This window comes from Komagataeibacter intermedius TF2, assembly GCF_000964425.1.
GTDB lineage: Bacteria > Pseudomonadota > Alphaproteobacteria > Acetobacterales > Acetobacteraceae > Komagataeibacter > Komagataeibacter intermedius.
The window spans coordinates 13208-36382 of the sequence record NZ_BANF01000100.1 but is presented as its reverse complement, the minus strand read 5'-3'; the positions used below and the strand labels follow the sequence as shown (position 1 = coordinate 36382).

The following is a 23175-nucleotide window of genomic DNA, read 5'->3' as shown; positions in this document are numbered from 1 at the left end:
CCCCATTCACGTAAGATGGTAACTGCGCAGCAGGGAGAAGGCATGAGTTCAATGAAACAGGCGTTACCGGGTTCCCGTTCCCTGTGCGCAGTATCCGCCGCACGTGAAGAACCCCGGCGGGTCATGTGCGATGGCCGGGCGCTGGTGGTGTGGATGGTGGAAGACGACCGCCCCGCCGTGCTGGATGACCGCTGCCCACATGGCAACGCCCGCCTGTCCGCCGGCTACGTGCTGTATGGCCGCATTGTCTGCCCGCTGCATATGTGGACCTTCGGCCCTGACGGGCGCGCGCAGGCCCCCGGTGGCCGGGTGGAGGCGGCGGGACCGATGCCGCGTTCGTATGAATGCTGGATCAGCGGGGATCAGGTCTGGGCGCGGATTGTGGCGTAGCGGTCGCCGCATCGCGCCTGATCCATTCCTGTATGACCGACAGGATATAGGCCTGCTGTGCCGCATCAAGCGGCTGGCCTGCGGGCATGGCGTGCCATTTGGCAACGCAGCCACGACAGCAGGTGCCCGTGGCATGCTGGGCGATGAAAACCGGATGGCCCCGCCATGGGGTCTGCCGCCCGTCCTTGTCCGGTTGGGCGGGGGCGAGTCGGGTGGCGATGAAATCCGCCGCGTGCGTCATGACTTCCGGCAGGCCCCGCGTGGCCAGGTACTCCCGTTCCCTTGCCCCAAGGTGAAAGCGCGCGCGGAAACGTGAATAGGCCAGCCGTTCCCACAGTTCCCGGGGCACGGCGGGTAGAGAGTTCAGGTCTGGCGTGGCCGGGCGGGGGCCTTCTGGCGCGACAGGAACTGGCGGCATGGCGGGCGCGAACAGGTCGGACTGCTGCGCCTGCGTCCTGTCCCGGCCTGCCCGCCTGCGTGTCATGGCTGTGTCCTTCAGGCCGGCTGGACCAGGATATGGCGCTTGCGGCCCGATGACAGCTTGAGCGCGCCGTCAATCAGGTCCCTGTCGGACACGACCTGCGCCTCGTCCCGGATCACCACATCATTCACCCGCGCGCCGCCGCCACGGATCAGGCGGCGGGCCTCCCCGTTGCTTGTGGCAAGACCGGCTTCCACAAACACGCGGAAGGCGGGCACGCCTTCGGCCAGCAGGGCGGCGGGCAGGGAAACGGTAGGCAGGGCGGCGGCGGTGACGGCCCCTTCCTCGAACGTGCGGCGTGCGGCCTCGGCGGCTTCCCCGGCGGCGGCGCGGCCGTGGCACAGGGCGGTGGCCTCGGTGGCGAGGACCTTCTTCGCCTCATTGATTTCCGCGCCGCCAAGGGCCGCAAGGCGCTCACATTCCGCGATGGGCAGTTCGGTAAACAGCTTGAGGAAGCGGCCAACATCCGCATCTTCCACATTGCGCCAGAACTGCCAGTATTCGAAAACCGGCAGCCGCTGCGCCGAAAGCCAGACGGCACCCTGCGCCGTCTTGCCCATTTTCGCGCCGGAACTTGTGGTCAGCAGCGGCGTTGTCAGGCCGAACACCTGCGCACCATTCATCCGGCGCACAAGGTCGATGCCCGATACGATGTTGCCCCACTGGTCCGATCCCCCCATCTGCAGGGTCACGCCATGACGGCTGTTCAGTTCCCGGAAGTCATAGGACTGGAGAATGGAGTAATTGAACTCCAGGAACGTCAGGCCCTGCTCACGTTCCAGCCGCGACCGCACCGAGTCGAAGGACAGCATGCGGTTGACGGAAAAATGGATACCCACATCGCGCAGCAGGTCGATGTAGGACAGCCGGTCCAGCCAGTCGGCATTGTTGGTCAGCAGCGGATCGGCAGGCCCGGTGCCCAGTGGCAGGAACTGCCGCAGGCAGCCTTCCACCCCACGCATGTTGGTGGCGATGGTTTCCGCCGTCATGAGCTTGCGCGCTTCCTCACGGAAGGAAGGATCGCCAATTTTCGCGGTGCCGCCACCAACCAGCGCCACGGCGCGGTGGCCATGGCGGTGCAGCAGGCGCAGCATCATGATCTGGATCAGGCTGCCCACGTGCAGGCTGTCCGCCGTGGGATCGAAACCGATATAGCCCCCCACCGGACCGGCCTGCATGGCCGCGTCAAGCGCGTCCATGTCGGTGCACTGGAAAATGAAGCCGCGTGCTTCGGCTTCCCGGAGGAATTCACTCTTGGGCATGATCTGTTCCGCGCTGTGATAGGCATCGCTGGCCGGGCCGCCCCGGCGCGGACCAGCCTCTAGCATGTTCACGGCCCATCATGGAACAGCCCGGCCCGACCGGGGTGGATTGGGGGCGTCAGTCGGCGGCCAGCGCCAGCGCCTTGCGGTTCATGACCGTGCTGACATGGTCTTCCAGCGCCTCGGCTACCTGATCGGCATGGTTGGCAAAGACGTGGTCCGCGCCTTTGAATATGCGGTAGTCCACCGTCACGCCCTTCTGGGTGTTCAGCTTGTCCACCAGCTTGCGCACGGCGGGTTCGGGCACCAGTTCGTCATTTTCGCCTGCGATCATCAGCCCGCCGCACGGGCAGGGGGCAAGGAAGCCGAAATCATAGTGGTTGGCCGGCGGCGCCACGCTGATCCAGCCCGTGATCTCGGGGCGGCGCATGAGCAGCTGCATGCCGACGAACGCACCGAACGAATAGCCCGCGATCCACAGGCCGCTGGCGTTCGGGTTGACCATCTGCATCCAGTCAAGGGCGGCGGCGGCGTCCGAAATCTCGCCAATGCCGCCGTCATAGCGCCCCTGCGAGCGACCGACCCCGCGCGAATTGTAGCGCATGACCGAGAAGCCCATTTTCTCGAACGCGCGGTACATCGCATAGGTGATGCGGTTGTTCATGGTTCCGCCATGCAGCGGGTGGGGATGGAGTACCAGCGCAAGCGGCGCGTTGGGCGCGCTTGAATGATGGTATCGACCTTCCAGACGGCCATCAGGGCCGGCAAACATGACCTCAGGCATAGGTGTCCCGCATTTGCGTTTTCCCGCGCATTCCAGGCATTGCGGCAGGAAATGTTGCTGTTGCAGCCCGCCCGACCGGCGATGCCCCGTCAGGTCGGCAGGCAGAGAAACTGCTGTCTTTCGGTGTCAACTGTGCCGGAAGCTGGAATACACCGTGTATTCACCCGCTGGCGGTCACACGAAAAACAGAATTGATCCGGTCTGGGGTGCCAGGCCGAAAGTATACCAACCCGCCTGATAATGGGCCTGTTGCCTACCGGACAAAAGTGCGTCTTCGGCAGGCGTGCCCTGCGCGGGGGGCAGATATGGTCATGCATCGTGTCCACCCGGCATGGGGATCAGGCTTTTTTTTCGGTGGCGGGCCGGGTGTGTCGTATCGGTTTGCTCTCCTTGCCATGCCCGGATGGCGGGCGGGCGACATTGAGGCAGCGGTATGGAAACGGTGTGTGCACCAGCCATAACACGTTGCAATAAATATTATGTTGCGCTGCCTTATAGCGGTGTGGATTCACAAAATGCCAGATAAATCGTAATTCATGTCGCAAAATGACTTGGCGTAACCATATGGCTGGACAGCATGAACACCCGACGTGACAGTTTTGGCTACCTCGACGCGAATGCGTCCGAACCCGTCCGGCCCGAGGCCCTGGCCGCCATGGTCGCAGCGGCGGACGTGGTGGGAAATCCTGCATCCGTGCACCGTGCAGGGCGTGCCGCGCGCGCCGTTCTGGAAACCGCGCGGGAGGGGCTGGCCGCCCTGTTCGGGGTGACGGCGGAAAACTGCGTCCTGACATCGGGCGGGACGGAGGCGAACGTGCTGGCCATTACCGGTCAGGCCCATGGCAGGCGGGTACTGGTGGGGGCCAGCGAACATGACGCGGTCAGGGCGGCGGCACGGGCGCAGGTGGTGCCCGTTGGCCGCGATGGCGTGCTGGATACCGGCGCGCTGGCGCGCATGCTGGCGACCGATGGCGGCACGCCCGCGCTGGTCTGTGTCATGCTGGCCAATAACGAAACCGGTGTCATCAATCCCGTGCCCGACATCGCGGCACTTTGCCATGCCCATGGCGCGCTGCTGCATGTGGACGCGGTGCAGGCAGCGGGCCGCATTCCCTTCACCATGGACGGGCTGGGGGCGGACAGCATCGCCATTTCAGGCCATAAATTCGGTGGCCCGAAGGGGGCTGGCGCGCTGTTTCTGGCGGGTGCGCGGTTCCATGCCATCACCCCGCTTCTGGCGGGTGGGGGACAGGAACAGGGCCGGCGTGGCGGCACGCCCGCGCTACCCGCCATTGCCGGCATGACGGCTGCCGCCACGGTGGCGGTGACGGATATGGCGCAGCAGGCCACCCGACTGGCCGCGCTGCGCGACCGGATCGAGGCGGCGGCGGTGGCGGCGGGTGCGCAGGTCTGCGGTGCGGGTGCCCCGCGCCTGGCCAATACGAGCAGCTTGCTGCTGCCCGGACGGCGGGCGCAGACGCAGCTGATCGCGCTGGACATGGCGGGATACGGCGTTTCGGCCGGGTCAGCCTGCTCATCGGGCAAGGTTACGCGTTCGCATGTGCTGGACGCCATGGGCTTTGGGGAGGAAGCAGGCTGCGCCATCCGTGTGTCCCTGCCATGGTCGGTGACACAGGCGCAGGTCGATGGCTTCATCGCGGCCTACACGGCCATGGCCGGGCGCCTGCCCGCGATGCAGGCAGGTGCGGCATGACTGCGTATCCTGACCTGATCTATCTTGACTATCAGGCCACCACGCCATGCGATCCGCGCGTGATGGCGGAAATGATGCCGTGGTTTACCGAAAGCTTCGCCAATCCCCACAGCCTGGACCATGCGGCGGGGCGCGCGGCCCATGACGCGGTGGAACAGGCCCGCGCCGAAGTTGCGGCGATACTGGGGGCGGACGCGCGAGAGATCGTTCTGACCTCCGGGGCGACGGAAGCCAACAACATCGCCATCAAGGGCGCGGTGCGTCACCTGCTGGACCGGGGGGACGCGCGCAGGCGGGTCATCACGCTGGCGACCGAACATAAATGCGTGCTGGAATCGGTGCGTGACCTGGCCCGTGAAGGGTGCGAGCCGGTGATCCTGCCGGTCCGGCCCGATGGCACGCTGGACCCGGCCGTGCTGGAGGAGGCGCTGCGCGTCCCGACCCTGCTGGTCAGCATCATGGCCGCCAATAACGAAACCGGTGTGATACACGATCTCGCGGGTTTCGCTCCGCTGGTCCGCAAGGCGGGCGCCCTGCTGCACAGCGACCTGGCGCAGGCCGTGGGCAAGGTGGATGTGGACGTGCGGGCATGGGATCTCGACCTTGCATCCGTGTCCGGGCACAAGCTGTACGGCCCCAAGGGGGTGGGCGCACTGTTCGTGCGCCGCAGGCCGCGCGTGCGGCTGGCCCCGCTGTTTTCAGGCGGCGGACAGGAACGCGGCCTGCGTTCGGGCACGCTGCCCGCCCCGCTGGTGATCGGATTCGGGGCCGCGTGCCGGATCGCACGCAGCGAAGGCGTGGCGGAGCGCACGCGGCTTGCAGGCCTGCGGGACAGGTTGCTGGCGGCGCTGCATGCGGGATGCGACGGCGTGCATGTTCATGGCGGCATGTCGGGACGGCTGGCGGGCAACCTCAACCTGCGCTTTGAGGGGGTGCGGGCGCTGGACCTTCTGCGGGCCGTGCCGCAGCTGTGCCTGTCCACCGGGTCGGCCTGTTCCTCGGCCGAGGTGACGCCGTCCTATGTGCTGACGGCCATGGGGCTGGATGGGGTTCAGGCCGCCGGAGGCTTGCGTCTGGCCGTCGGACGCTATACCTCAGCCGCCGATGTGGATCGCGCAGCGGCAATCATGTGCCAGGCTGTGGCACGGTGCCGCGCGACAGGCAGTTCTTCGCCATAGATCGGGCGAATGGTAGCAGGCAGGATGGAAAGATGGCGCATATAGTATTCATCGAGCGTGACGGCACCCGCCGTGAAGTTGCGGCCCCGCTGGGCCTGTCAGTTCTGGAAATCGCCCACAAGAACGGGATCGACCTGGAAGGTGCGTGCGAGGGCTCGCTGGCCTGCGCCACCTGCCATGTGGTGGTTGACCCCGAATGGGCGCCGAAGCTGACGCCCCCGACCGAGGACGAGGAAGACATGCTCGACCTTGCCTTCGGTCTGGAAAAAACGTCCCGTCTGGGCTGCCAGATCGTGATGACCGAGGCGCTGGACGGTCTGGTGGTGCGCCTGCCGCGCACGTCCTGACCGGCGCCTGTGATACACCGCGCGGAATGATACGCGCGCAACATGATGTTTGACGTGCGATGCCCGGGGGCGGATAGTCCTGCGGGCATTGCCTGTCATCGGGAAGTGGAACCAAGCCATGCGCATTCTTGTGGCCATGTCCGGCGGGGTGGACAGTTCCGTCGTTGCCGCCCGTCTGGTGGACGAGGGGCACGAGGTGATCGGCGCGACCCTCCAGCTCTATGACTCACGCGAAAGCACGAAAAAGGGCGCGTGCTGCGCGGGCCGCGACATTCACGACGCCCGCCGCGTGGCCGACAGGCTGGGCATTCCCCATTACGTCATCGACGCCGAACACCGCTTCCATGACAGCGTGATCGGCACATTTGCCGATGCATATGCCGCGGGCGAAACCCCCGTGCCCTGTGTTGCATGCAATCAGGGCGTGAAGTTTACCGACCTGCTGGGCATGGCCCGTGACCTTGGGGTGGATGCCATGGCAACCGGCCATTACGTCCGCCGCGTGGATGGCCCGGATGGTGTGGAAATGCACCGTCCCGTCGATGCGGGGCGTGACCAGTCATGGTTCCTGTTCGCGACCACGCGTGACCAGCTTGATTTCCTGCGCTTTCCGCTGGGCGACATGCCGGACAAGGCCGCCGTGCGGGCGGAAGCCGAACGCTTTGGCCTGGCGGTTGCGGCCAAGCCCGACAGTCAGGACCTGTGTTTCGTGACCGACGGTTCCTATGCCGGGCTGGTGGAAAAACTGCGGCCCGATGTGACGGGGGCGGGTGAAATCGTGGACCGGGCCGGTCATGTGGTGGGCCAGCATGAAGGTGTGACCCGCTACACCGTGGGACAGAGCAAACGGCTGGGCAATGCCGCGATGCAGCATGGCGAACGCCAGATGGTGGTCGGCATCGAACCCGCCAGCAAACGGGTGGTGATCGGCCCCCGCGCGCAGGCCGTTGCCCGTACGCTCATGCTGCGCAACATGAACTGGCTGGTGCCCCCGCCGGGGCCGGAGGGCCTGCGCTGCGCTGTGCAGATCCGCGCGCGTGAAGCCGCCCGGCCCGCCACGGTGTGGCAGGCCCCGGACAATGGCGCGCGTGTGGAACTGGATGAAGGTGCGGTGCCCGCACCGGGGCAGGCCTGCGTGATGTATGATGGCACGCGGGTGCTGGGCGGTGGCTTTATCCGCCGGGTGGACGCTGTTCAGGCCGGAAGCGAAGGAAAGGCGGCATCATGAGTGACGGAATTCTGGTCATTGGCACGCGGCGGTATTCGTCATGGTCGCTGCGCGGGTGGCTGGCCGTGCGGCTGGCCGGGCTGGATGTGCGCGAACAGGTGATCCCGCTGGCGGATAATGGGGAAACGCCAGCCATCCGCACCATTTCGCCCAATGGCAAGGTGCCCTACCTGGAACATAGGAACATCGCGGTGTGGGAAAGCATCGCCATATGCGAATACTGCGCCGAACAGGCCCCCGGCCTGTGGCCGCAGGACGCCCGGCAGCGGGCGTACGCGCGCAGCATCTCGGCGGAAATGCACGCAGGCTTCCGCGCCGTGCGGCAGGCCATGCCCATGAACCTCGGGCGGGACAGCCGCCCGCTTGCGGCGGGCACCACGCCTGACATTGATGCGGATATCGCCCGCATCGACGCCATCTGGACCGAAGCCCGGCTGGATTTTGGCAAGGGGGGCGCGTTCCTGTTCGGGGCGACGTTTGGCATGGCGGACGCCATGTTCGCGCCGATTGTCGCGCGTTTCCTGTCCTATGGCATCAACCCGTCACCGGAATCGCGGGCTTACATGACGGCGGTGCGCACCCACCCGCTGGTTGATGACTGGTACCAGAAGGCCGCACAGGAACCCGCCGAATGGCGGCAGTCCCGTTTCGAGGATATCGCCTGAGACGCCGCCCATGACCATGCCGTGGCGCGTGGCCGTGGTCCTGCCCGCGCGGGAGGGGTTTTCCCCCGGCGCGGTAGGGGCGATCGGCCTGCAGGTTGCGGCCCTTGCGGGGCCACAGGATGTCATTGTGGGGCCACCGCTGGCGGGACCGTCCCTGCTGCCGGGCCACGACTATCGCGCCGTGCAGCCCGGCCTGTGGCCGCCGGGCAGGCGCAGCGTGCGGTACGCCGCCGCGGTGCTGCGCGCGGTGGCCGAAAGTGGCGCGGCCGTGGCGGAAGTCCACAACCGCCCCGATACCGCCCACTACATTGCCCGCCATCGCCCCGGTCAGCGCGTGCTGCTGGTGCTGCATAACGACCCGCAGGGCATGCGGGATGCACAGACACCGACACAGCGGCGCGCCCTGCTGCGGCTTATGGATGTGGCCTGCGTGTCGGGCTGGGTGCGTCAGCGGTTCCTTGATGGCCTGCCGGATACCTGTGCGCGGCATGTGGGACTGTCGCCTAATGGCGTGGCGTTGCCCGCAACCGTGCCGCCCATGGCGCAGCGTGCCCGCCGCGTAATGTTTGCCGGGCGTATTGTTGCAGACAAGGGGGCGGACCTGTTTGTCGCGGCCTGCGCACGGCTTGCGCAGACCCATCCCGATTGGAATTCCTGCATGATCGGCGCCGACCGCTTCCGGGCCGATGCGCCGGTGACGCCGTTCGTCTCCGGTCTGCTGCCCATGGCCACGTCGGCGGGGGTGGAGATGGCTGGTTACAGGCCACATGCACAGGTACTGGCCGCCATGGCGCAGGCGTCCATCGTGGTCGTGCCCAGCCGCTGGCCCGAACCGTTCGGCATGACCGCGCTGGAAGCCATGGCCGCGGGCGCAGCCCTGATTGCGGCCCCCGTGGGGGGACTGCCGGAAGTGGTGGGCAATGGCGGCCTGCTGTGCGCGCCCGAACCCGCGGTGGGGCTGGCCCGCGCCATTGCCGGACTGATGGACGACCTGCCCGCGCGTGACGCCCTTGCCGCGCGCGGGCGCATACAGGCCGCGCGTTTCAGCATTGATCATGCCCGCGCCTGTCGTGCGGCAATGCGTGATGCCGCCCTGCACCGGGGCGGGGCCTGAGCGTCTTTTCCGTTTTTCTGTGCTGACGGGTATGGGACAGGTCGCCCCATGGCCCTATATCTGGGCAGACAAGGCTTAACGCCACGCATGATGCAGGCAATTTGAAAAGACCGGAGGCCACATGTCCGATACCGTTCAGGCGTCGCCCGACGCCGCAGCCCAGAATACCCTTGTGCCGGTGACGGTGCTGACGGGCTTCCTTGGCGCGGGCAAGACGACGCTGCTCAACCATATCCTCACGGCGCAGCATGGCCGCAAATACGCGGTGGTGGTGAACGAGTTCGGTGAACTCGGCGTGGACAACGACCTCGTGGTGGATGCTGACGAGGAAGTGTTCGAGATGAACAACGGCTGCATCTGCTGCACCGTGCGCGGCGACCTGATCCGCATCCTTGGCAACCTCATGAAGCGTCGGGCTAAGTTTGACGGCATCATTGTCGAAACCACCGGCCTGGCCGATCCCGCCCCGGTCGCCCAGACCTTTTTTGTCGATGAGGACGTGCGTGGGAAGACCCGTCTGGATGCCGTGGTCACGGTGGTCGATGCCTACAACGTCATCCAGACGCTGGATGAAAGCCCCGAGGCGGTGAACCAGATCGCGTTTGCCGATGTCATCATCCTCAACAAGACCGACCTTGTGGATGAAGTGGCGCTGGCCACAATCGAATCGCGCATCCGCTCCATCAACGCCGTCGCACGCATCCACCGTGCGCAGCGTGGCGACGTGCCGCTGTCCGATGTGCTGGACCAGGGCGGGTTCGACCTGCAGCGCGCGCTGGAACACGCGCCGCATTTCCTCGAGGACACCAGCCATTCCCACGAAGCGGACGTGACCTCCCTGTCCTATGAAGTGGAAGAGCCGCTGGACGCCGCCAGGTTCCAGGCATGGATCGGCGCGGTGCTGCAGGAACAGGGCGCCGACATCCTGCGCGCCAAGGGGATACTGAACTATGCTGGCGAGGACCAGCGCTTCGCCTTTCAGGCCGTGCACATGATGGCCGATGGCGGTTTCATTGGCCCGTGGAAGGACGGCGAGCCGCGTGTGTCGCGCCTTGTCTTCATTGGCCGGAACCTCAACCGTCCGCAGCTTCGCCGCGGTTTTGAAAGCTGCCGTGCGAAATGAGCGATACCGTGAACGATACCATTCCCGCCACTGGCCTGCTGGAACGTCGTGGGGCCATGCGCCAGCTGGACGGCCAGATCACCGGCTGCACCATTTCACGCGACAGCCAGCAGGTTGCCTTCGCCACGGGTGAGGGCGACATCATGGTGGCGGAGCGGGCCGACTGGGGCCAGTCGGATGCATGGACCGTCACGACCGTGCATGACGGTGCAATCCTTGCCATCGCGCCCGACGCCGGGCCCACCGGCTTCCTGACTGGCGGTGATGACAATGCCCTGCGCCGTATTGCCGCTGATGGCAGCGTAAGCGACCTTGTGAAAGGCCGCCGCTGGATCGAACACATCACGACATGGACCAATGGCAAGGGCGGCGTGATCGCCTTTGCATCGGGCAGGCAGGTCGAACTGCGCGACGCTGACGGGCACACGACGCTGAAGGTGCTGGAGCATCCATCCACCGTCAGCGGCATCGTGTTTGACGCCAAGGGCAAGCGCATCGCGGCCTCGCACTACAATGGTGCGTCGATGTGGTTCGTGCAGGCGAAGGTGGATACCGTGCGCCCGCTGGAATGGAAGGGCAGCCATATCGGCATCGCCATCCATCCGGCGGGCGAGGCGCTGGTGACTTCCATGCAGGAATCGGAACTGCATGGCTGGCGGCTGTCGGACGGGCACAACATGCGCATGAGCGGTTATCCGTCCAAGGTGCAGTCCATGGCCTTTACCCGCAATGGCAAATGGCTGGTGACCAGCGGGGCGGACACGATCGTGATGTGGCCGTTCTTTGGTGGTGGCCCGATGGGCAAGCCACCAGCGGAGGCCGGTGGCCTGCCGGGCGTGATGTGCACCCGTGTTGCCTGCCACCCTGTCCACGATATTGTGGCGGCGGGGTTTGCCGACGGATCGGTGCTGATGGCCGATACCGGGGCACAGCGTATCCTGCCGGTATGCATCGGCGGGTCGGGCGCGGTGACGGCGCTGGAATTCAGCCCTGATGGCTGCTGCCTTGCCTTCGGCTCGGAAGATGGCCGCGCCTGCGTGGTGGATCTGAGCGCCAAATAAACAGATCAGGTCATAAAGGTTTCCGGGCGCTGCCTTTTTTCACAAAGGCGGCGTTCCCTGAAGCCTTTCATGAATTGCAGTCAGGTGACGGGGCAATGCATGCGCGTACTTCATGTCATGGCCGCCCGTGGCAATGGTGGGGCCGAACTGTATTCCACCGATGTCATGCTCAGCCTGCAGGGGACGGGGCTTGCGCAATGCGTCGCCATGCATCCTGATGCCCCGCGCAGAAAGGAACTGCAACAGGCGGGGGTGGCGGTGGAAACGGGGCCTTTGCGCCTGCCGCTGCGTCCGCTGGCCCGCCGTGCGCTGCGTGGGCTGATTGCACGTATGCAGCCCGACCTGATCCATTGCTGGCTGCGCCGCGCGGCGGAACTGGTGCCCGCGCATACGGGTGTTCCCGTCATCGGCTGGTTTGGCAATTACAAGGACCTGCGTCCCTTCGCGCATTGCGACTGGTTTGTGGGCTGCACGCCGGACATGGCGCGGTCCATGCGTGAACGTGGCGCGCCTGCGGACCGGGTGGCCTATGTCCCGACCTTTCCCTCTGTCACGCCCCAGCCGCCGGTTTCCCGCCGGTCGCTGGATACGCCGGAGGACGCGCCGGTGCTGCTGGTGCTGTCGCGCCTGCATCCGGCCAAGGGGCTGGAGACGCTGCTTGATGCGTTGGTCCTGCTGCCGCGCTGCCATGTGTGGCTGGCGGGGGAAGGGGAGCTGAAAACGGCCCTCATGGTGCAGGCAGCGCGGCTGGGCCTTGCACAACGCGTGCATTTCCTTGGCTGGCGGTCGGACCGGGGGGCGTTGCTGGCGGCGGCGGACATATGCGTGCTGCCGTCGCGCTATGAACCCTTTGGCACCGTCATTCTGGATGCCTGGTCGGCGGATGTGCCGCTGGTTGCCTGTGCCGCGGCAGGTCCCCTGGCGCATGTGCGCGATGGGGAAAATGGCATGCTGGTGCCCATTGACGACGCACCCGCGCTGGCCGCCGCCCTGCGGCGCGTGCTGGATGAACCGGCGCTGGCCGCGCGGATCGTTGCGGGGGGGCGGCGGGACTACGAAGCGCGTTTTACCCGCCAGGCGGTCACGGCACAGTGGCGTGCGCTGTATGACCGGGTGCTGTCAGCGCGCGGTGGGTAGGGGCGGCGCGGCCGGCGGGCGCGGTGTCGCCACCGGGGGGCGGGGTGCGGTGGCCATGCCATCCAGAAACGCTTCGGCCAGTGCGGCATAAAGTGGCTGCGAACAGATCATGCGTGAGACGCCATAGGCCAGGAACGACGTGGCCAGCAGCGCCAGCGTCACCTGCTGGTTGTCACACATTTCCATTACGATGACCGATGCGGTCAGCGGTGACTGCACCACGGCGGAAAAATAGGCCACGGTGCCCAGCAGCACCACGGCGCCGGGCGTGGTATGTGGCAGGAACTGCGCGACCCACCCCCCGAACCCGGCCCCGATGGCCAGCGACGGCGCGAACAGCCCCCCCGGAATGCCCGAGCAGTAGGAAATGATGGTGGCGATGAACTTCAGGATGAAGAAGGACGCGGGATAGTGCGTCTTGCCTTCAATGATTTCATGCGCCTGTTCATAGCCGGTGCCATAGGTGATCCCGTCCGATGCGATGCCGATCACCGCCAGCAGCAGCCCGCACGCGGCGGCGAAGGCAACCGGCCTGCCGCGCGCAAAGCGTCCCAGCCCGCCGGGCAGGCCGCGCGTGGCCCGGATCAGGATGGCGGAAAAGACCCCGCCCCCGATCCCGCCAAGGATGCCGCAGGTCGGCACGGCGATCCAGCTTATGCCGATCGGCACCACGACATCCGTATGCCCGAAATAGCTGTAGTTCCCCACCAGGGCGATGGCCGTCACACCCGACAGGATCACCCCCGTCAGCATGGTGCCGCTGGTGCGCTGTTCAAAGGAATGGCTGAGTTCCTCGATCGCGAACACGATACCGGCCAGCGGCGTGTTGAACGCAGCCGACACCCCCGACGCCCCACCGGCCAGGATCAGCCCGCGCCGCATGCTGACGGTGGACAGGTTCAGCCACCGGCCACAGGCATGCATGATGGCGGCACCGATCTGCACGCTCGGCCCCTCACGCCCGATGGAGCCGCCGGCCACCAGCCCCAGCGTGGTCAGCACGATCTTGCCCGCCGCCACCCGCAGCGAAAGCAGCCGGTCGATGATGGCGAAATTCTCAAGGTGCAGTGTGGCGATGGTCTGGGGTATGCCGCTGCCCTGCGCGCCCCGGAACCATGTGCGCGTCAGCCACGTGGACAGCGCCAGCCCCGCAGGCGTGAGCGCCAGCATGATCCACGGGCTGATGGCGATGATATGGTTGCGCAGCGTGGCCGCCGCGTCCGCCGCCATGGCGAAACCCACCGCAACCACCCCCACCACGACGGCGGCTGCCCAGCACGCCAGCTTGCGCCGCCACTGTTCGGTGGTGATGCGGGCGGAACGGCGCAGGTGGCGCATATGCTTCCTGCGGATCTCAGTAAGGTCGGTTCGCATTACCGGCAATGTACTTTCAGCAACGGCACTGACATGTAAAACCGGGCCGGGACAGTCCGGTTGCGGGGCCAGGGCAGCATTTATCGCAGGTCAGCCGACCATCTGGCGAACGGGCGGAGGGTCCTAGGGCAGTACCAGCACGCCCGTATGCTTGGCCTTGCGTTCAGGCTCGACGTGGATATGGATCAGCGCATCCCCCACACCCGCGCGCAGCCCGTCCTCGATCCGGTCGCAGATATGATGGGCATCCTCTACGCTCATGGCGCCGGGCACGACAAGGTGGAATTCGATGAATGTCATGGCGCCCACGATACGCGCGCGGATGTCATGCGCCTCGATCGCGCCGGTGGCGGTGTGGGAAATGATGGAGCGGATTTCCCCCAGCGTTTGGGAATCCGGCGCTTCGTCCATAAGCCCGGCAATGGAGGTGCGCATCATGTCCCACCCCGTGCGCAGCACGTTCACCGCGATCATGGCCGCCAGCAGCGGGTCCAGCCACAGCCAGCCCGTCAGCGGGATCAGGACAAAACCGCAGATCAGCACCGCGGATGTCCAGACATCGGACAGCACATGGTGCCCGCTGGCCACAAGGGCGGGGGAATGGTGCGCCCGCCCCATGCGCATGAGGAACAGCCCCCAGCCGAGGTTGAGCAGCCCTGCCCCCCCATTGAGCGAAATGCCCAGCAGCGAATCCTCGGGCGGGTGCATATGCATGAAGCCCACCCATGCCTCATGCGCGATGGTGAGGGCGGTGATGACGACCAGCACCCCCTCCGCCACGGCGGACAGGTATTCGGCCTTGTAATGGCCATAGGTATGGTTGTGGTCGGGCGGCAGGCTGGCCACCCGCAGCGCCCACAGGCCCGCCACGGCGGAAACCACGTTTATGATCGTCTCGATCGCGTCGGAATACAGCGCGATGCTGCCCGTAACCCGCCATGCCGCGTATTTCATGCCCAGCGCGATGATGCTGACCACGACGCTGCACCAGGCCGCGCGTATCTTGGTGTTGGTATTGGAAAACATATCGGGCAGGGGACTCTGGAACCTAGACTGTACGGGCGTCGGCAAGGATGCAGTGATCGGCATCGCTCAGCGTTTCGATCTGGAAGGTGGGGTGGACGATGCCAAAGCGTTCACGCAGTTCATGGGCCGCACGGTTCAGCAGCCCGTCGGGGGCATGCCCGTTTTCACTGGCGCTGCGCACCAGGTGGACCGTCAGCGCCGTTTCGGTGGTGCTGATCGGCCAGATATGCAGGTCATGCAGATCGCATACGCCGGGCAGCGTGCGCAGGAAGGCATCCACCTGGGCTGCGTTGATGCCACGCGGCACGCGGTCGAGCGCCATGTCCAGCGAATCCCGCAGAAGCGACCACGTTGCGACGATGATGGACAGTGACACGACAAGGCAGATGACCGGATCGATTCGCAGCCACCCCGTCATCAGGATCAGGCCACCACCGGCCACCACCGCCAGCGACATGAGCGCATCCGACGCCATGTGCAGGAACGCGCCATGCAGGTTCAGGTCCGTTTTGCCGCCGCTGGCGAACAGCATGGCCGTCACCCCGTTGACCGCGATGCCGATGCCCGCCACCACCATTACGGCAACGCCCGCCACCGGGTGCGGGTGGATCAGCCGCAGCACGGCTTCCCACATGATCCCGCCAGTCACGACCAGCAGGGCGACGGCATTGCCCAGCGCGGCCAGTATGGAAGAACGGCGCAGCCCGTACGTGAAATTGCGGCTGGGCGAACGGCGCGACAGGATTTCCGCCAGCCACGCGGCCCCGAGTGCGAGTACGTCCGACAGGTTGTGCCCCGCATCCGCCAGCAGCGACAGCGCATGGCTGCGCACGCCCCAGACAGCTTCCCCGATGACGTAGACAAGGTTCAGGGCGATCCCGATGGCAAAGGCCCGGCCATATGATGCGGGTGTGTGGACATGATGGTGGCCAAACAGCCCCCCATGGTCATGCCCGCAGTCATGGCCTGCGTGATCATGGCCATCATGGTCGTGGTCCGCATGATCGTCGTGACCGTGGTCATCATGACCATGATCGTGATTATGCTCATGGCGGTCATGATCGCCATGATTATGCTGGCACTCATCCATGGGGCCGCATCCATTCATCCGGGGGAACTGAAAATGTGCCGCCTTCCTAGCAGAAGGTTACGGCACGTCACCAGCACTTAGCGCATTTTGTGCGTGGGTCCACCGTGATATGGCATCGCCACGGCCCCATTGCCATGGAAACGCGACCCGATGATCCGACTGACCGAACTGCGCCTGCCAATCGACCATGATGCCGCCGCCCTGACGCAGGCGGTGGCCGACCGGCTGGGTGTGCCGGTTGCTGACGTCATGGATATACACATATTCCGCCGGGGGCATGACGCGCGTCGCCGCCACCGTATCGTGCTGGTCTATACGGTGGACTGCGCCGTGCGGGATGAAGCCGCCATCCTTGCAGCGCATGAGGGCACGCGCGACATCATGGCAGCCCCCGATACGTCCTATCATTTCGTGGTTGATGATGGTCCCGTCATGGCGCGGCGTGCGGTTTTCGTGCGCCCGGTGGTGATTGGCGCGGGGCCATGCGGGCTGATGGCGGCCCTGGTTCTGGCGCAGATGGGGCTGCGCCCGCTGGTGCTGGAACGTGGCAAGGTGGTGCGTGAACGCACGGTCGATACCTTCGCCCTATGGCGCAAATCCATCCTGAACCCCGAAAGCAACGTGCAGTTTGGCGAAGGTGGGGCGGGCACCTTTTCTGACGGCAAGCTGTACAGCCAGGTCAGCGACCCGCGTCATTACGGGCGCAAGGTGCTGGCGGAATTCGTGCGCGCTGGCGCGCCGGAGGAGATCCTCTACCTGTCCCGTCCCCATATCGGCACCTTCCGCCTTGTCTCGATGGTCGAGCATATCCGTGCGGAGATCGAGGCGCTGGGCGGCGAATACCGCTTTGGCGCGCATGTGACCGATTTCGTGGTGCATGATGATGGCGCGGCCGGCCGGCGTATCGCCGCCCTGCGGCTGGCGGACGGGGATGAAATCGCGGCCAGCCATGTCGTGCTGGCCATCGGGCACAGCGCGCGTGACACCTTTGGCTCCCTGCATGCGGCCGGGGTGGAGATGGTGGCCAAGCCGTTTTCGATTGGCGTGCGGATCGAACATCCGCAATCCATCATCAATACCGCCCGTTATGGGCAGCCCGATACCGTGCCGCTGCTGGGGGCTGCGGATTACAGACTGGTGCACCACGCGGCCAACGGGCGGGGGGTCTATTCCTTCTGCATGTGTCCCGGCGGCACCGTTGTCGCGGCCACGTCGGAGGCGGGGCAGGTGGTGACCAATGGCATGAGCCAGTATTCCCGTGCCGAACGTAACGCCAATGCCGGCATTGTGGTGGGGGTGACGCCGGAACGCGATTATCCCGGCGGCCCGCTGGCGGGTATCGCCTTCCAGCGCGAATGGGAACGCCGCGCGTTCGAGGCCGGTGGCGGCGCCTATTTCGCCCCGGCCCAGACGGTGGGGGATTTTCTGGATGGCAGGCCGTCCACCACGCTGGGCGATGTCGTGCCGTCCTATAAACCCGGTGTCACGCCCACCGACCTTGCGCGCTGTCTGCCGGAATTCGCGGTGACCGCCATGCGCGAAGCCCTGCCTGCGTTTGAACGCAAGATAGCGGGATTTTCCATGCGGGACGCCGTCATGACGGGGGTGGAGACGCGCACGTCCTCCCCCCTGCGCATTCCGCGCGGGGTGGATGGGCAGGGCGTGAACGTGCGTGGCCTGTTCCCCGCGGGTGAGGGGGCAGGCTATGCCGGGGGTATCCTGTCGGCGGGGATTGACGGTATCCGCATTGCCGAGGCCGTGGCGCTGTCACTGGCCGGTCGCCCGGTGGAAGTGGCCATGCAGCGCGGCATGACGCATGCGACCGACGCGCAATAAATCATAAGAAAGTTTTGGATGAAGCTGTTTTTATCAAAGACCTAAAGGAACGAGACCGGGTCAATATCCACGTCGATCCGTGCCCCGCGTTCGGGTTTCACGCGCGACAGCCATTCGCGCACGATCGGCTGTACCGCAATGCTGCGTCGCGCACGCAGCAGCAGGCGGATGCGGTGCCGCCCGCGCAGGATGGCCAGTGGCGCGGGGGCAGGGCCAAGAACCTGCACGCCATCAAGCCGTGGGGCGTTCTGGCCCAGCGCGCGCGCGGTCAGGTCCGCTGCGTCTGGCGTCTCGGCGCTGACGATCAGGGCCGCCAGCCTGCCGAAGGGCGGCCAGAAACCGGGTCGGCGCTGTTCGGCTTCCTGTTCCATGAAGCTTGCGAAATCGCCTGACACCAGCGCCTGCATGACCGGATGGTCGGGCACGTAGCTTTGCAGCAGCACGCGGCCCGGCGCCTCGGCACGTCCGGCACGTCCCGCGACCTGATGCAGGAGCTGTACCGTGCGTTCGGACGCGCGCAGGTCGCCACCGCCCAGGCCCAGGTCGGCATCCACGATTCCCACCAGCGTCAGGTGCGGAAAATGCCAGCCCTTGGCCACGATCTGCGTGCCGATCACAAGGTCGATCTCGCGGCGTGCTATGCGCTCGACCGCGGCGGCGGTGGCGGCGGGACCGTTCAGCGTATCGCTGGCCATGACCAGTATCCGCGCATCGGGGAAGGTGGCGCGGGCTTCTTCGGTTATCCGCTCCACGCCCGGCCCGATGGGGGTCAGGCTGTCGGCATCGGCGCATTTGGGGCAGGTCTGCGGAATGGGTTCGTCATATCCGCAATGGTGGCAGGTCAGGATATGGCGCGCGCGATGTTCCACCAGCCACGCGGTGCAGTTGGGGCACTGCATGCGGTGGCCACAGGTGCGGCACAGTGTCAGCGGTGCATAGCCGCGCCGGTTGAGGAACAGCATCGCCTGTTCGCCGCGCCCGATCGCGTCATTGATCGCCCCGGTCAGCACGGGCGACAGGAACAGCCCGCGTTCGGGCGGGTCCGCGCGCATGTCCAGCGTTTCCACGTCCGGCATGCTGGCGTTGCCGTGGCGTGCGCCCAGTTTCAGGTGCCGGTACCGGCCCGCGCCGACATTGGCCAGGCTTTCAAGGCTGGGTGTGGCGGACACCAGCACCACGGGCGCACGGCTCATGCGCGCGCGGACCACCGCCATGTCGCGGGCGTGATAAGTGACGCCGTCTTCCTGCTTGAAGGCGATTTCGTGTTCCTCATCGACAATGATCAGGCCAAGCTGGTCAAACGGCAGGAACAGCGCCGAGCGCGCGCCCACCACGACCCGTGCCGTGCCATCGGCTACCGCCCGCCATGTCACCCGGCGCAGGCGTGACCCGAGGTCGGAATGCCACAGGGCGGGTTCCGTGCCAAAGCGGCGGGAAAACCGCCCCGTCCATTGGGCCGACAGCGCAATTTCGGGCAGCAGCACCAGCGCCTGCCGCCCCGCTGCGATACACGCGGCGATGGCCTCCATGTAAATCTCGGTCTTGCCCGACCCGGTCACGCCTTCCAGCAGGGTGATGGAAAAGCTGTCTTCCGCCACGCGGGCGCGCAGTTCGGTTGCGACCTCCGCCTGATCACCTTCCAGCACCGGGGGACAATGCGCGGGATCGGGACGGGCGAAAGGCGGCGGCGGGGCGATTTCAACCGCCCGCAGCGCGCCTGCCTGCGCCAGACCCCGGATCACGGCAGCACCTGCGCCCGCGCGGCGGGCCAGTTCCGTCGTGGTCAGCGGTGTCCCTTCGGCAGCGGCATCCAGCACTTTCTGGCGCGCAGGTGTCATGCGCAGGTCCGCAGGCAGCGTCTGGGCCGTGGCCCACCCGGTGGCGGGACGTGGCAATGGGGCGAGCGCATTGGCCCGCAACGCCATGGCCAGCACCATGCCAGGCGGGGAAAGGGTATAGGCCGCCACCCAGTCCACGAACTGCCGCAGCTGCGCGGGCAGCGGCGGCAGGTCCAGGCGGGCTGCCACGGGCTTGAGGCGCGATGTCGCCACCTCCTTCTGGGGAGGTGGGGTGAATTCGGGCGGCAGGCGCGGTGCCGCGTCCCATATCACCCCGGTTTCGGTGCGACGGCCCAGTGGCACGGTCACGATGTCACCGGGGCGGGCATCCGCCAGACGTGGCGGCAGCAGGTAGTCCAGCGGCCCGGCAAAGGGCAGGGTCAGCATGACCCGCACGCGGCCATCGGCAGGGGCGGGCAGCAGGTCCGGTTGTGAAGGATTGCGATGCGGCATGTGTTTTTCTACCGTCGCCCGTCGCCCGTGTCTTGTCCATCATGGACGCATGGCGCACACATCGTCATTAAGGCACGCGACAGCACGATGAAAGAACGCGCGACATGATGGCAACCGGGGCGCGTGACGCCTTCCTGCACTGGATGGAGACCGAACGCCGGGCGTCCGCCCTGACGCTTACGGCCTATCGGGGGGATCTGGACCGGTTTCTTGCGTTCCTGACCATGCATCTGGGGGCGGAGCCGGACATGGCGGCGCTGGCTGGCCTGTCACTGACCGACCTGCGGGCATGGCTGGCCCATGAACATGCCACGGCACTGGGCGGGCGGCGTCCCACCACGCAGGACCGGGCTGCGCGAACGCGCGCGCGCCGGGTTTCGGCGTTGCGGTCCTTCTATCGCTATCTTGCACGCCATCATGGCGTCGACAATCCGGCGCCGGGCCTGCTGGCCGCGCCGCGCACGCGCCGCCCGCTGCCCCGCCCGCTGCCAAAGGCGCAGGCGCTGGAGGTGCCCGAAGGGGTGTCGGACATCGCCCATACCCCCATGGCGCGGGTGCGCGACGGGGCGCTGTTCATGCTGCTGTATGGATGCGGCCTGCGTATTTCCGAAGCCCTGGCGCTGGATGTGCGCGATCTTGATCAGGCACGCACCCATGGCGATGGCACAAAAGGCGATGGCGTGCTGCGCATACGCGGCAAGGGGGGGAAGGAACGCATGGTGCCGGTGCTGCCACAGGTCATGCAGGCCCTGTTGCGCTGGCGGGGCGCGCACCCGCTGCCGCAACCCGATGCGCCGCTGTTCGTGGGCGTGCGCGGTGGCCGCCTGCAGGCAGGCATTGCCCAGCGCGCCATGCGGACATGGCGGCACATGGCGGGCCTGCCCGAACATGCAACGCCGCATGCGCTGCGTCATTCCTTCGCCACCCACCTGATGGAAGGCGGCGCGGACCTGCGTGTGATACAGGACCTGCTGGGCCATGCCAGCCTGTCCACCACGCAGCGTTATACGCTGGCGGATGAAGCCCGGCTTATGGATGTGTGGACACGTGCCCACCCCCATGCCACCGATACTGCACGATGAACAGGATTGCCCATGTCCCAGCGGTTTCCCTATCCCCCGATTGCCCCCTACGACCACGGCTGGCTTGATACGGGCGAAGGGCACCGTATTTACTGGGAACTGTGTGGCAACCCCGACGGCATTCCCGTCGTCTTCCTGCATGGTGGTCCCGGCGGCGGGTGTTCGGCCTTCCAGCGCCAGATGTTCGATCCCGCGCGGTACCGCATCCTGCTGTTTGACCAGCGTGGCTGCGGGCGCTCGACCCCGCATGCCGGGCTGGTCAACAACACGACATGGCACCTTGTCGCGGATATCGAGCGGCTGCGCATCATGACGGGCACGGATGCATGGATGGTGTTTGGCGGGTCATGGGGGTCAACGCTGGCGCTGGCCTATGCACAGGCGCATCCCGACCGGGTCAGCGCGCTGGTGCTGCGCGGTATCTTCACCCTGCGTCGGGCGGAACTGCTATGGTATTATCAGGATGGTGCGTCATGGCTGTTCCCCGATCTGTGGGAACAGTTTGTCGCCCCCATTCCCCCCGGCGAACGCCATGACCTGATGGCGGCCTATCACCGCCAGCTGACCAGTCAGGATGCGGACGTGCAGATGAAGGCCGCCATTGCATGGAGCGTCTGGGAAGGGCGCACCATCACCCTGCTGCCTGGGTCCGATACCGTCATACAGCATGCCGATCCGCGTTACGCACTGGCGTTTTCGCGCATAGAAAACCATTATTTCGTCAATGCCGGGTGGCTGGACGAAGGCCAGCTGATCCGTGACGTGGATCGGATCCGGCATATTCCCGCCGTCATCGTGCAGGGGCGTTATGATGTCACGACCCCCATGCGCACGGCCTGGGACCTGCATCGCGCCTGGCCTGAGGCGAAGCTGCACATTATCGATACGGCGGCCCATGCCATGACCGAACCGGGTATCCTGTCCGCCCTGCTGGAGGCCACGGACACCATGGCCGGGCGACTGGCCTGATGGCCGGGGTCCGCGCATGGCCTGTGGCATGTGGCGTTGCCGCCGTTACGGCCTGCTGGCTTGCGTGCGCGCCCGCCATGGCGGCGCAGGGCACGGAACTGAGGCTGTGCAACCATGAACGCGTGGCGCAGGTGCCGCTGCGTGATGATGGGGGGTACCTGTCCATTGTCATCAGCATTGCGGGGCATGACCTGAGCGCGCTGGTGGATACCGGATCGGATGGCGGGCTGCTGACGCCGGATATGGTGGGGTACCTGCGCCTGCGGCTTGATCCCGACCATGAAACCGTCGTCCATGGCACCGGGGGGGTTGCGCAGGCGACGCCCAATGCCCTGGTGCCCGACCTGCGGGTCGGCGGTGTCGATTTCGGCGCGCGTTCGGTGCCGGTGGGTGAACTGCCGGGGCAGCCGATGATCCACCCCCCCGTTGCCGGGTTGCTGGGGGGAGATATCCTGTCGCGGTTCGATCTGGACATGGATGTGCCCGGCGGCACGCTGACATTGTGGAACATCCAGCATGGTTCCATGGCCTGCGCCCCGCCACCGGCATGGGACGGGCCATATGAAACCCTGCCGCTGCGCAGGCAGGACAACCGTTTCCTGCTGGAAGTGAAGCTGGATGGCAGGCCGGTTACGGCGCTGCTCGACAGTGGCGCGCGCTCGCGCATTGTCTCGCCGGAGGTGGCGCACCGCGCGGGTGTCAGCCAGTCACAGCTGGACCGCGATCCCGGTGGCGTGACCGCAGGTGTGGACGGGCACAAGGACATCTATCACTGGCACCGTTTCGACAACCTGCAGGTCGGCCATGAACTGGAGCGCAATGTCACGCTGACCGTGGCCCCCCTGCGCGAACATCTGGAAATGCTGCTGGGATCGGACTGGTTCGCGTCCCATCGGGTGTGGATATCCTACGCCACGAACCAGGCCTTTGTCCGTCCCGCGCCACGGCAGCCGGCCAGATGAGGCAATCCCCGGAAACGCGGGAGGTTTCCGGGGCTCCGTTTTTCACAAGGGCGGCGTTGCC

General features: G+C 66.2%; 21 protein-coding genes. 14 read left to right on the top strand and 7 right to left on the bottom strand.

The annotated features are described in order from the left end of the window. Positions 1-42: 42 nt before the first annotated feature. On the top strand, positions 43-390 hold the full coding sequence (locus B7449_RS12575; RefSeq protein WP_235721080.1) for a Rieske (2Fe-2S) protein: 348 nt from the start codon (positions 43-45) through the stop codon (positions 388-390). Here the strand turns inward: B7449_RS12575 and B7449_RS12570 are convergent. The 3 genes from B7449_RS12570 to B7449_RS12560 all read right to left on the bottom strand — a co-directional run bounded on the left by B7449_RS12570 (position 353) and on the right by B7449_RS12560 (position 2917). Continuing rightward, the gene (locus B7449_RS12570; RefSeq protein WP_039732694.1) at positions 353-874 is read right to left on the bottom strand and encodes a DUF4186 domain-containing protein; all 522 of its coding nucleotides are present in this window, start codon (positions 872-874) and stop codon (positions 353-355) included. The two genes, B7449_RS12575 and B7449_RS12570, sit on opposite strands and share 38 nt — an antisense overlap. A gap of 11 nt (positions 875-885) precedes the next feature. Continuing rightward, entirely contained in the window at positions 886-2133 is a 1248-nt protein-coding gene (gene tyrS / locus B7449_RS12565; RefSeq protein ID WP_039732705.1) for a tyrosine--tRNA ligase, read from the bottom strand. Between the two features lie 118 nt (positions 2134-2251). Beyond that, a complete protein-coding gene (locus B7449_RS12560; protein WP_010507247.1) occupies positions 2252-2917 on the bottom strand; it encodes an alpha/beta hydrolase in 666 nt (221 codons plus the stop codon). Positions 2918-3494: 577 nt separating this feature from the next. On the opposite strand from B7449_RS12560, the gene B7449_RS12555 reads away from it, so the two are divergent. From B7449_RS12555 to B7449_RS12515, 9 genes are all read left to right on the top strand, one after another. Next, positions 3495-4631: a cysteine desulfurase family protein gene (locus tag B7449_RS12555; RefSeq protein ID WP_039732695.1), complete on the top strand. Its 1137-nt coding sequence runs from the start codon at positions 3495-3497 to the stop codon at positions 4629-4631. After that, positions 4628-5809 carry a cysteine desulfurase family protein gene (locus B7449_RS12550; RefSeq protein WP_039732696.1) on the top strand — a complete coding sequence of 394 codons (1182 nt, stop codon included), beginning with the start codon at positions 4628-4630 and terminating at the stop codon, positions 5807-5809. Before B7449_RS12555 ends, B7449_RS12550 begins: the two co-directional genes overlap by 4 nt. Before the next feature lie 32 nt (positions 5810-5841). Beyond that, positions 5842-6156 carry a ferredoxin family 2Fe-2S iron-sulfur cluster binding protein gene (locus B7449_RS12545; RefSeq protein ID WP_010515078.1) on the top strand — a complete coding sequence of 105 codons (315 nt, stop codon included), beginning with the start codon at positions 5842-5844 and terminating at the stop codon, positions 6154-6156. A gap of 118 nt (positions 6157-6274) precedes the next feature. Then, positions 6275-7384, top strand: coding sequence for a tRNA 2-thiouridine(34) synthase MnmA (mnmA, locus tag B7449_RS12540; protein WP_039732697.1), 1110 nt, complete (start codon positions 6275-6277; stop codon positions 7382-7384). Then, positions 7381-8049, top strand: a complete 669-nt coding sequence (locus B7449_RS12535; protein ID WP_039732699.1) for a glutathione S-transferase family protein — start codon at positions 7381-7383, stop codon at positions 8047-8049. The genes mnmA and B7449_RS12535 overlap by 4 nt, the downstream gene beginning before the upstream one ends. Before the next feature lie 16 nt (positions 8050-8065). After that, positions 8066-9163 carry a glycosyltransferase family 4 protein gene (locus B7449_RS12530; protein ID WP_039735574.1) on the top strand — a complete coding sequence of 366 codons (1098 nt, stop codon included), beginning with the start codon at positions 8066-8068 and terminating at the stop codon, positions 9161-9163. Positions 9164-9284: 121 nt separating this feature from the next. Next, a complete protein-coding gene (locus B7449_RS12525) occupies positions 9285-10286 on the top strand; it encodes a CobW family GTP-binding protein (protein WP_039735430.1) in 1002 nt (333 codons plus the stop codon). Then, positions 10283-11347, top strand: a complete 1065-nt coding sequence (locus B7449_RS12520) for a WD40 repeat domain-containing protein (RefSeq protein ID WP_039735431.1) — start codon at positions 10283-10285, stop codon at positions 11345-11347. Before B7449_RS12525 ends, B7449_RS12520 begins: the two co-directional genes overlap by 4 nt. Before the next feature lie 99 nt (positions 11348-11446). Next, positions 11447-12484: a glycosyltransferase gene (locus B7449_RS12515; protein WP_039735432.1), complete on the top strand. Its 1038-nt coding sequence runs from the start codon at positions 11447-11449 to the stop codon at positions 12482-12484. Here B7449_RS12515 and B7449_RS12510 read toward each other — a convergent pair. The 3 genes from B7449_RS12510 to B7449_RS12500 all read right to left on the bottom strand — a co-directional run bounded on the left by B7449_RS12510 (position 12467) and on the right by B7449_RS12500 (position 15974). Further along, positions 12467-13822: a chloride channel protein gene (locus B7449_RS12510; protein WP_039735433.1), complete on the bottom strand. Its 1356-nt coding sequence runs from the start codon at positions 13820-13822 to the stop codon at positions 12467-12469. The genes B7449_RS12515 and B7449_RS12510 overlap by 18 nt on opposite strands. A 159-nt stretch (positions 13823-13981) precedes the next feature. Then, complete coding sequence (locus B7449_RS12505; protein WP_039735434.1) at positions 13982-14884, bottom strand: cation diffusion facilitator family transporter; 903 nt, start codon at positions 14882-14884, stop codon at positions 13982-13984. Positions 14885-14906: 22 nt separating this feature from the next. After that, complete coding sequence (locus B7449_RS12500) at positions 14907-15974, bottom strand: cation diffusion facilitator family transporter (protein WP_039735575.1); 1068 nt, start codon at positions 15972-15974, stop codon at positions 14907-14909. Positions 15975-16124: 150 nt separating this feature from the next. Here B7449_RS12500 and B7449_RS12495 point away from each other — a divergent pair, with 150 nt between their 5' ends. Then, the gene (locus B7449_RS12495; protein ID WP_039735435.1) at positions 16125-17810 is read left to right on the top strand and encodes an NAD(P)/FAD-dependent oxidoreductase; all 1686 of its coding nucleotides are present in this window, start codon (positions 16125-16127) and stop codon (positions 17808-17810) included. A gap of 41 nt (positions 17811-17851) precedes the next feature. Here the strand turns inward: B7449_RS12495 and B7449_RS12490 are convergent, their stop codons facing one another. Next, positions 17852-20101 (bottom strand): primosomal protein N', encoded by a 2250-nt coding sequence (locus B7449_RS12490; RefSeq protein ID WP_039735436.1) that lies wholly within the window; start codon positions 20099-20101, stop codon positions 17852-17854. 104 nt (positions 20102-20205) lie between these two features. Between B7449_RS12490 and B7449_RS12485 the strand changes: the two genes are divergently transcribed. The 3 genes from B7449_RS12485 to B7449_RS12475 are packed head-to-tail and all read left to right on the top strand — an operon-like array spanning position 20206 to position 23114. Continuing rightward, entirely contained in the window at positions 20206-21183 is a 978-nt protein-coding gene (locus B7449_RS12485) for a tyrosine recombinase XerC (protein WP_039735437.1), read from the top strand. 12 nt (positions 21184-21195) lie between these two features. Further along, positions 21196-22152, top strand: a complete 957-nt coding sequence (gene pip, locus B7449_RS12480; RefSeq protein ID WP_039735438.1) for a prolyl aminopeptidase — start codon at positions 21196-21198, stop codon at positions 22150-22152. After that, the gene (locus tag B7449_RS12475) at positions 22152-23114 is read left to right on the top strand and encodes a retroviral-like aspartic protease family protein (protein WP_039735439.1); all 963 of its coding nucleotides are present in this window, start codon (positions 22152-22154) and stop codon (positions 23112-23114) included. Before pip ends, B7449_RS12475 begins: the two co-directional genes overlap by 1 nt. The last annotated feature ends 61 nt before the right edge of the window (positions 23115-23175 follow it).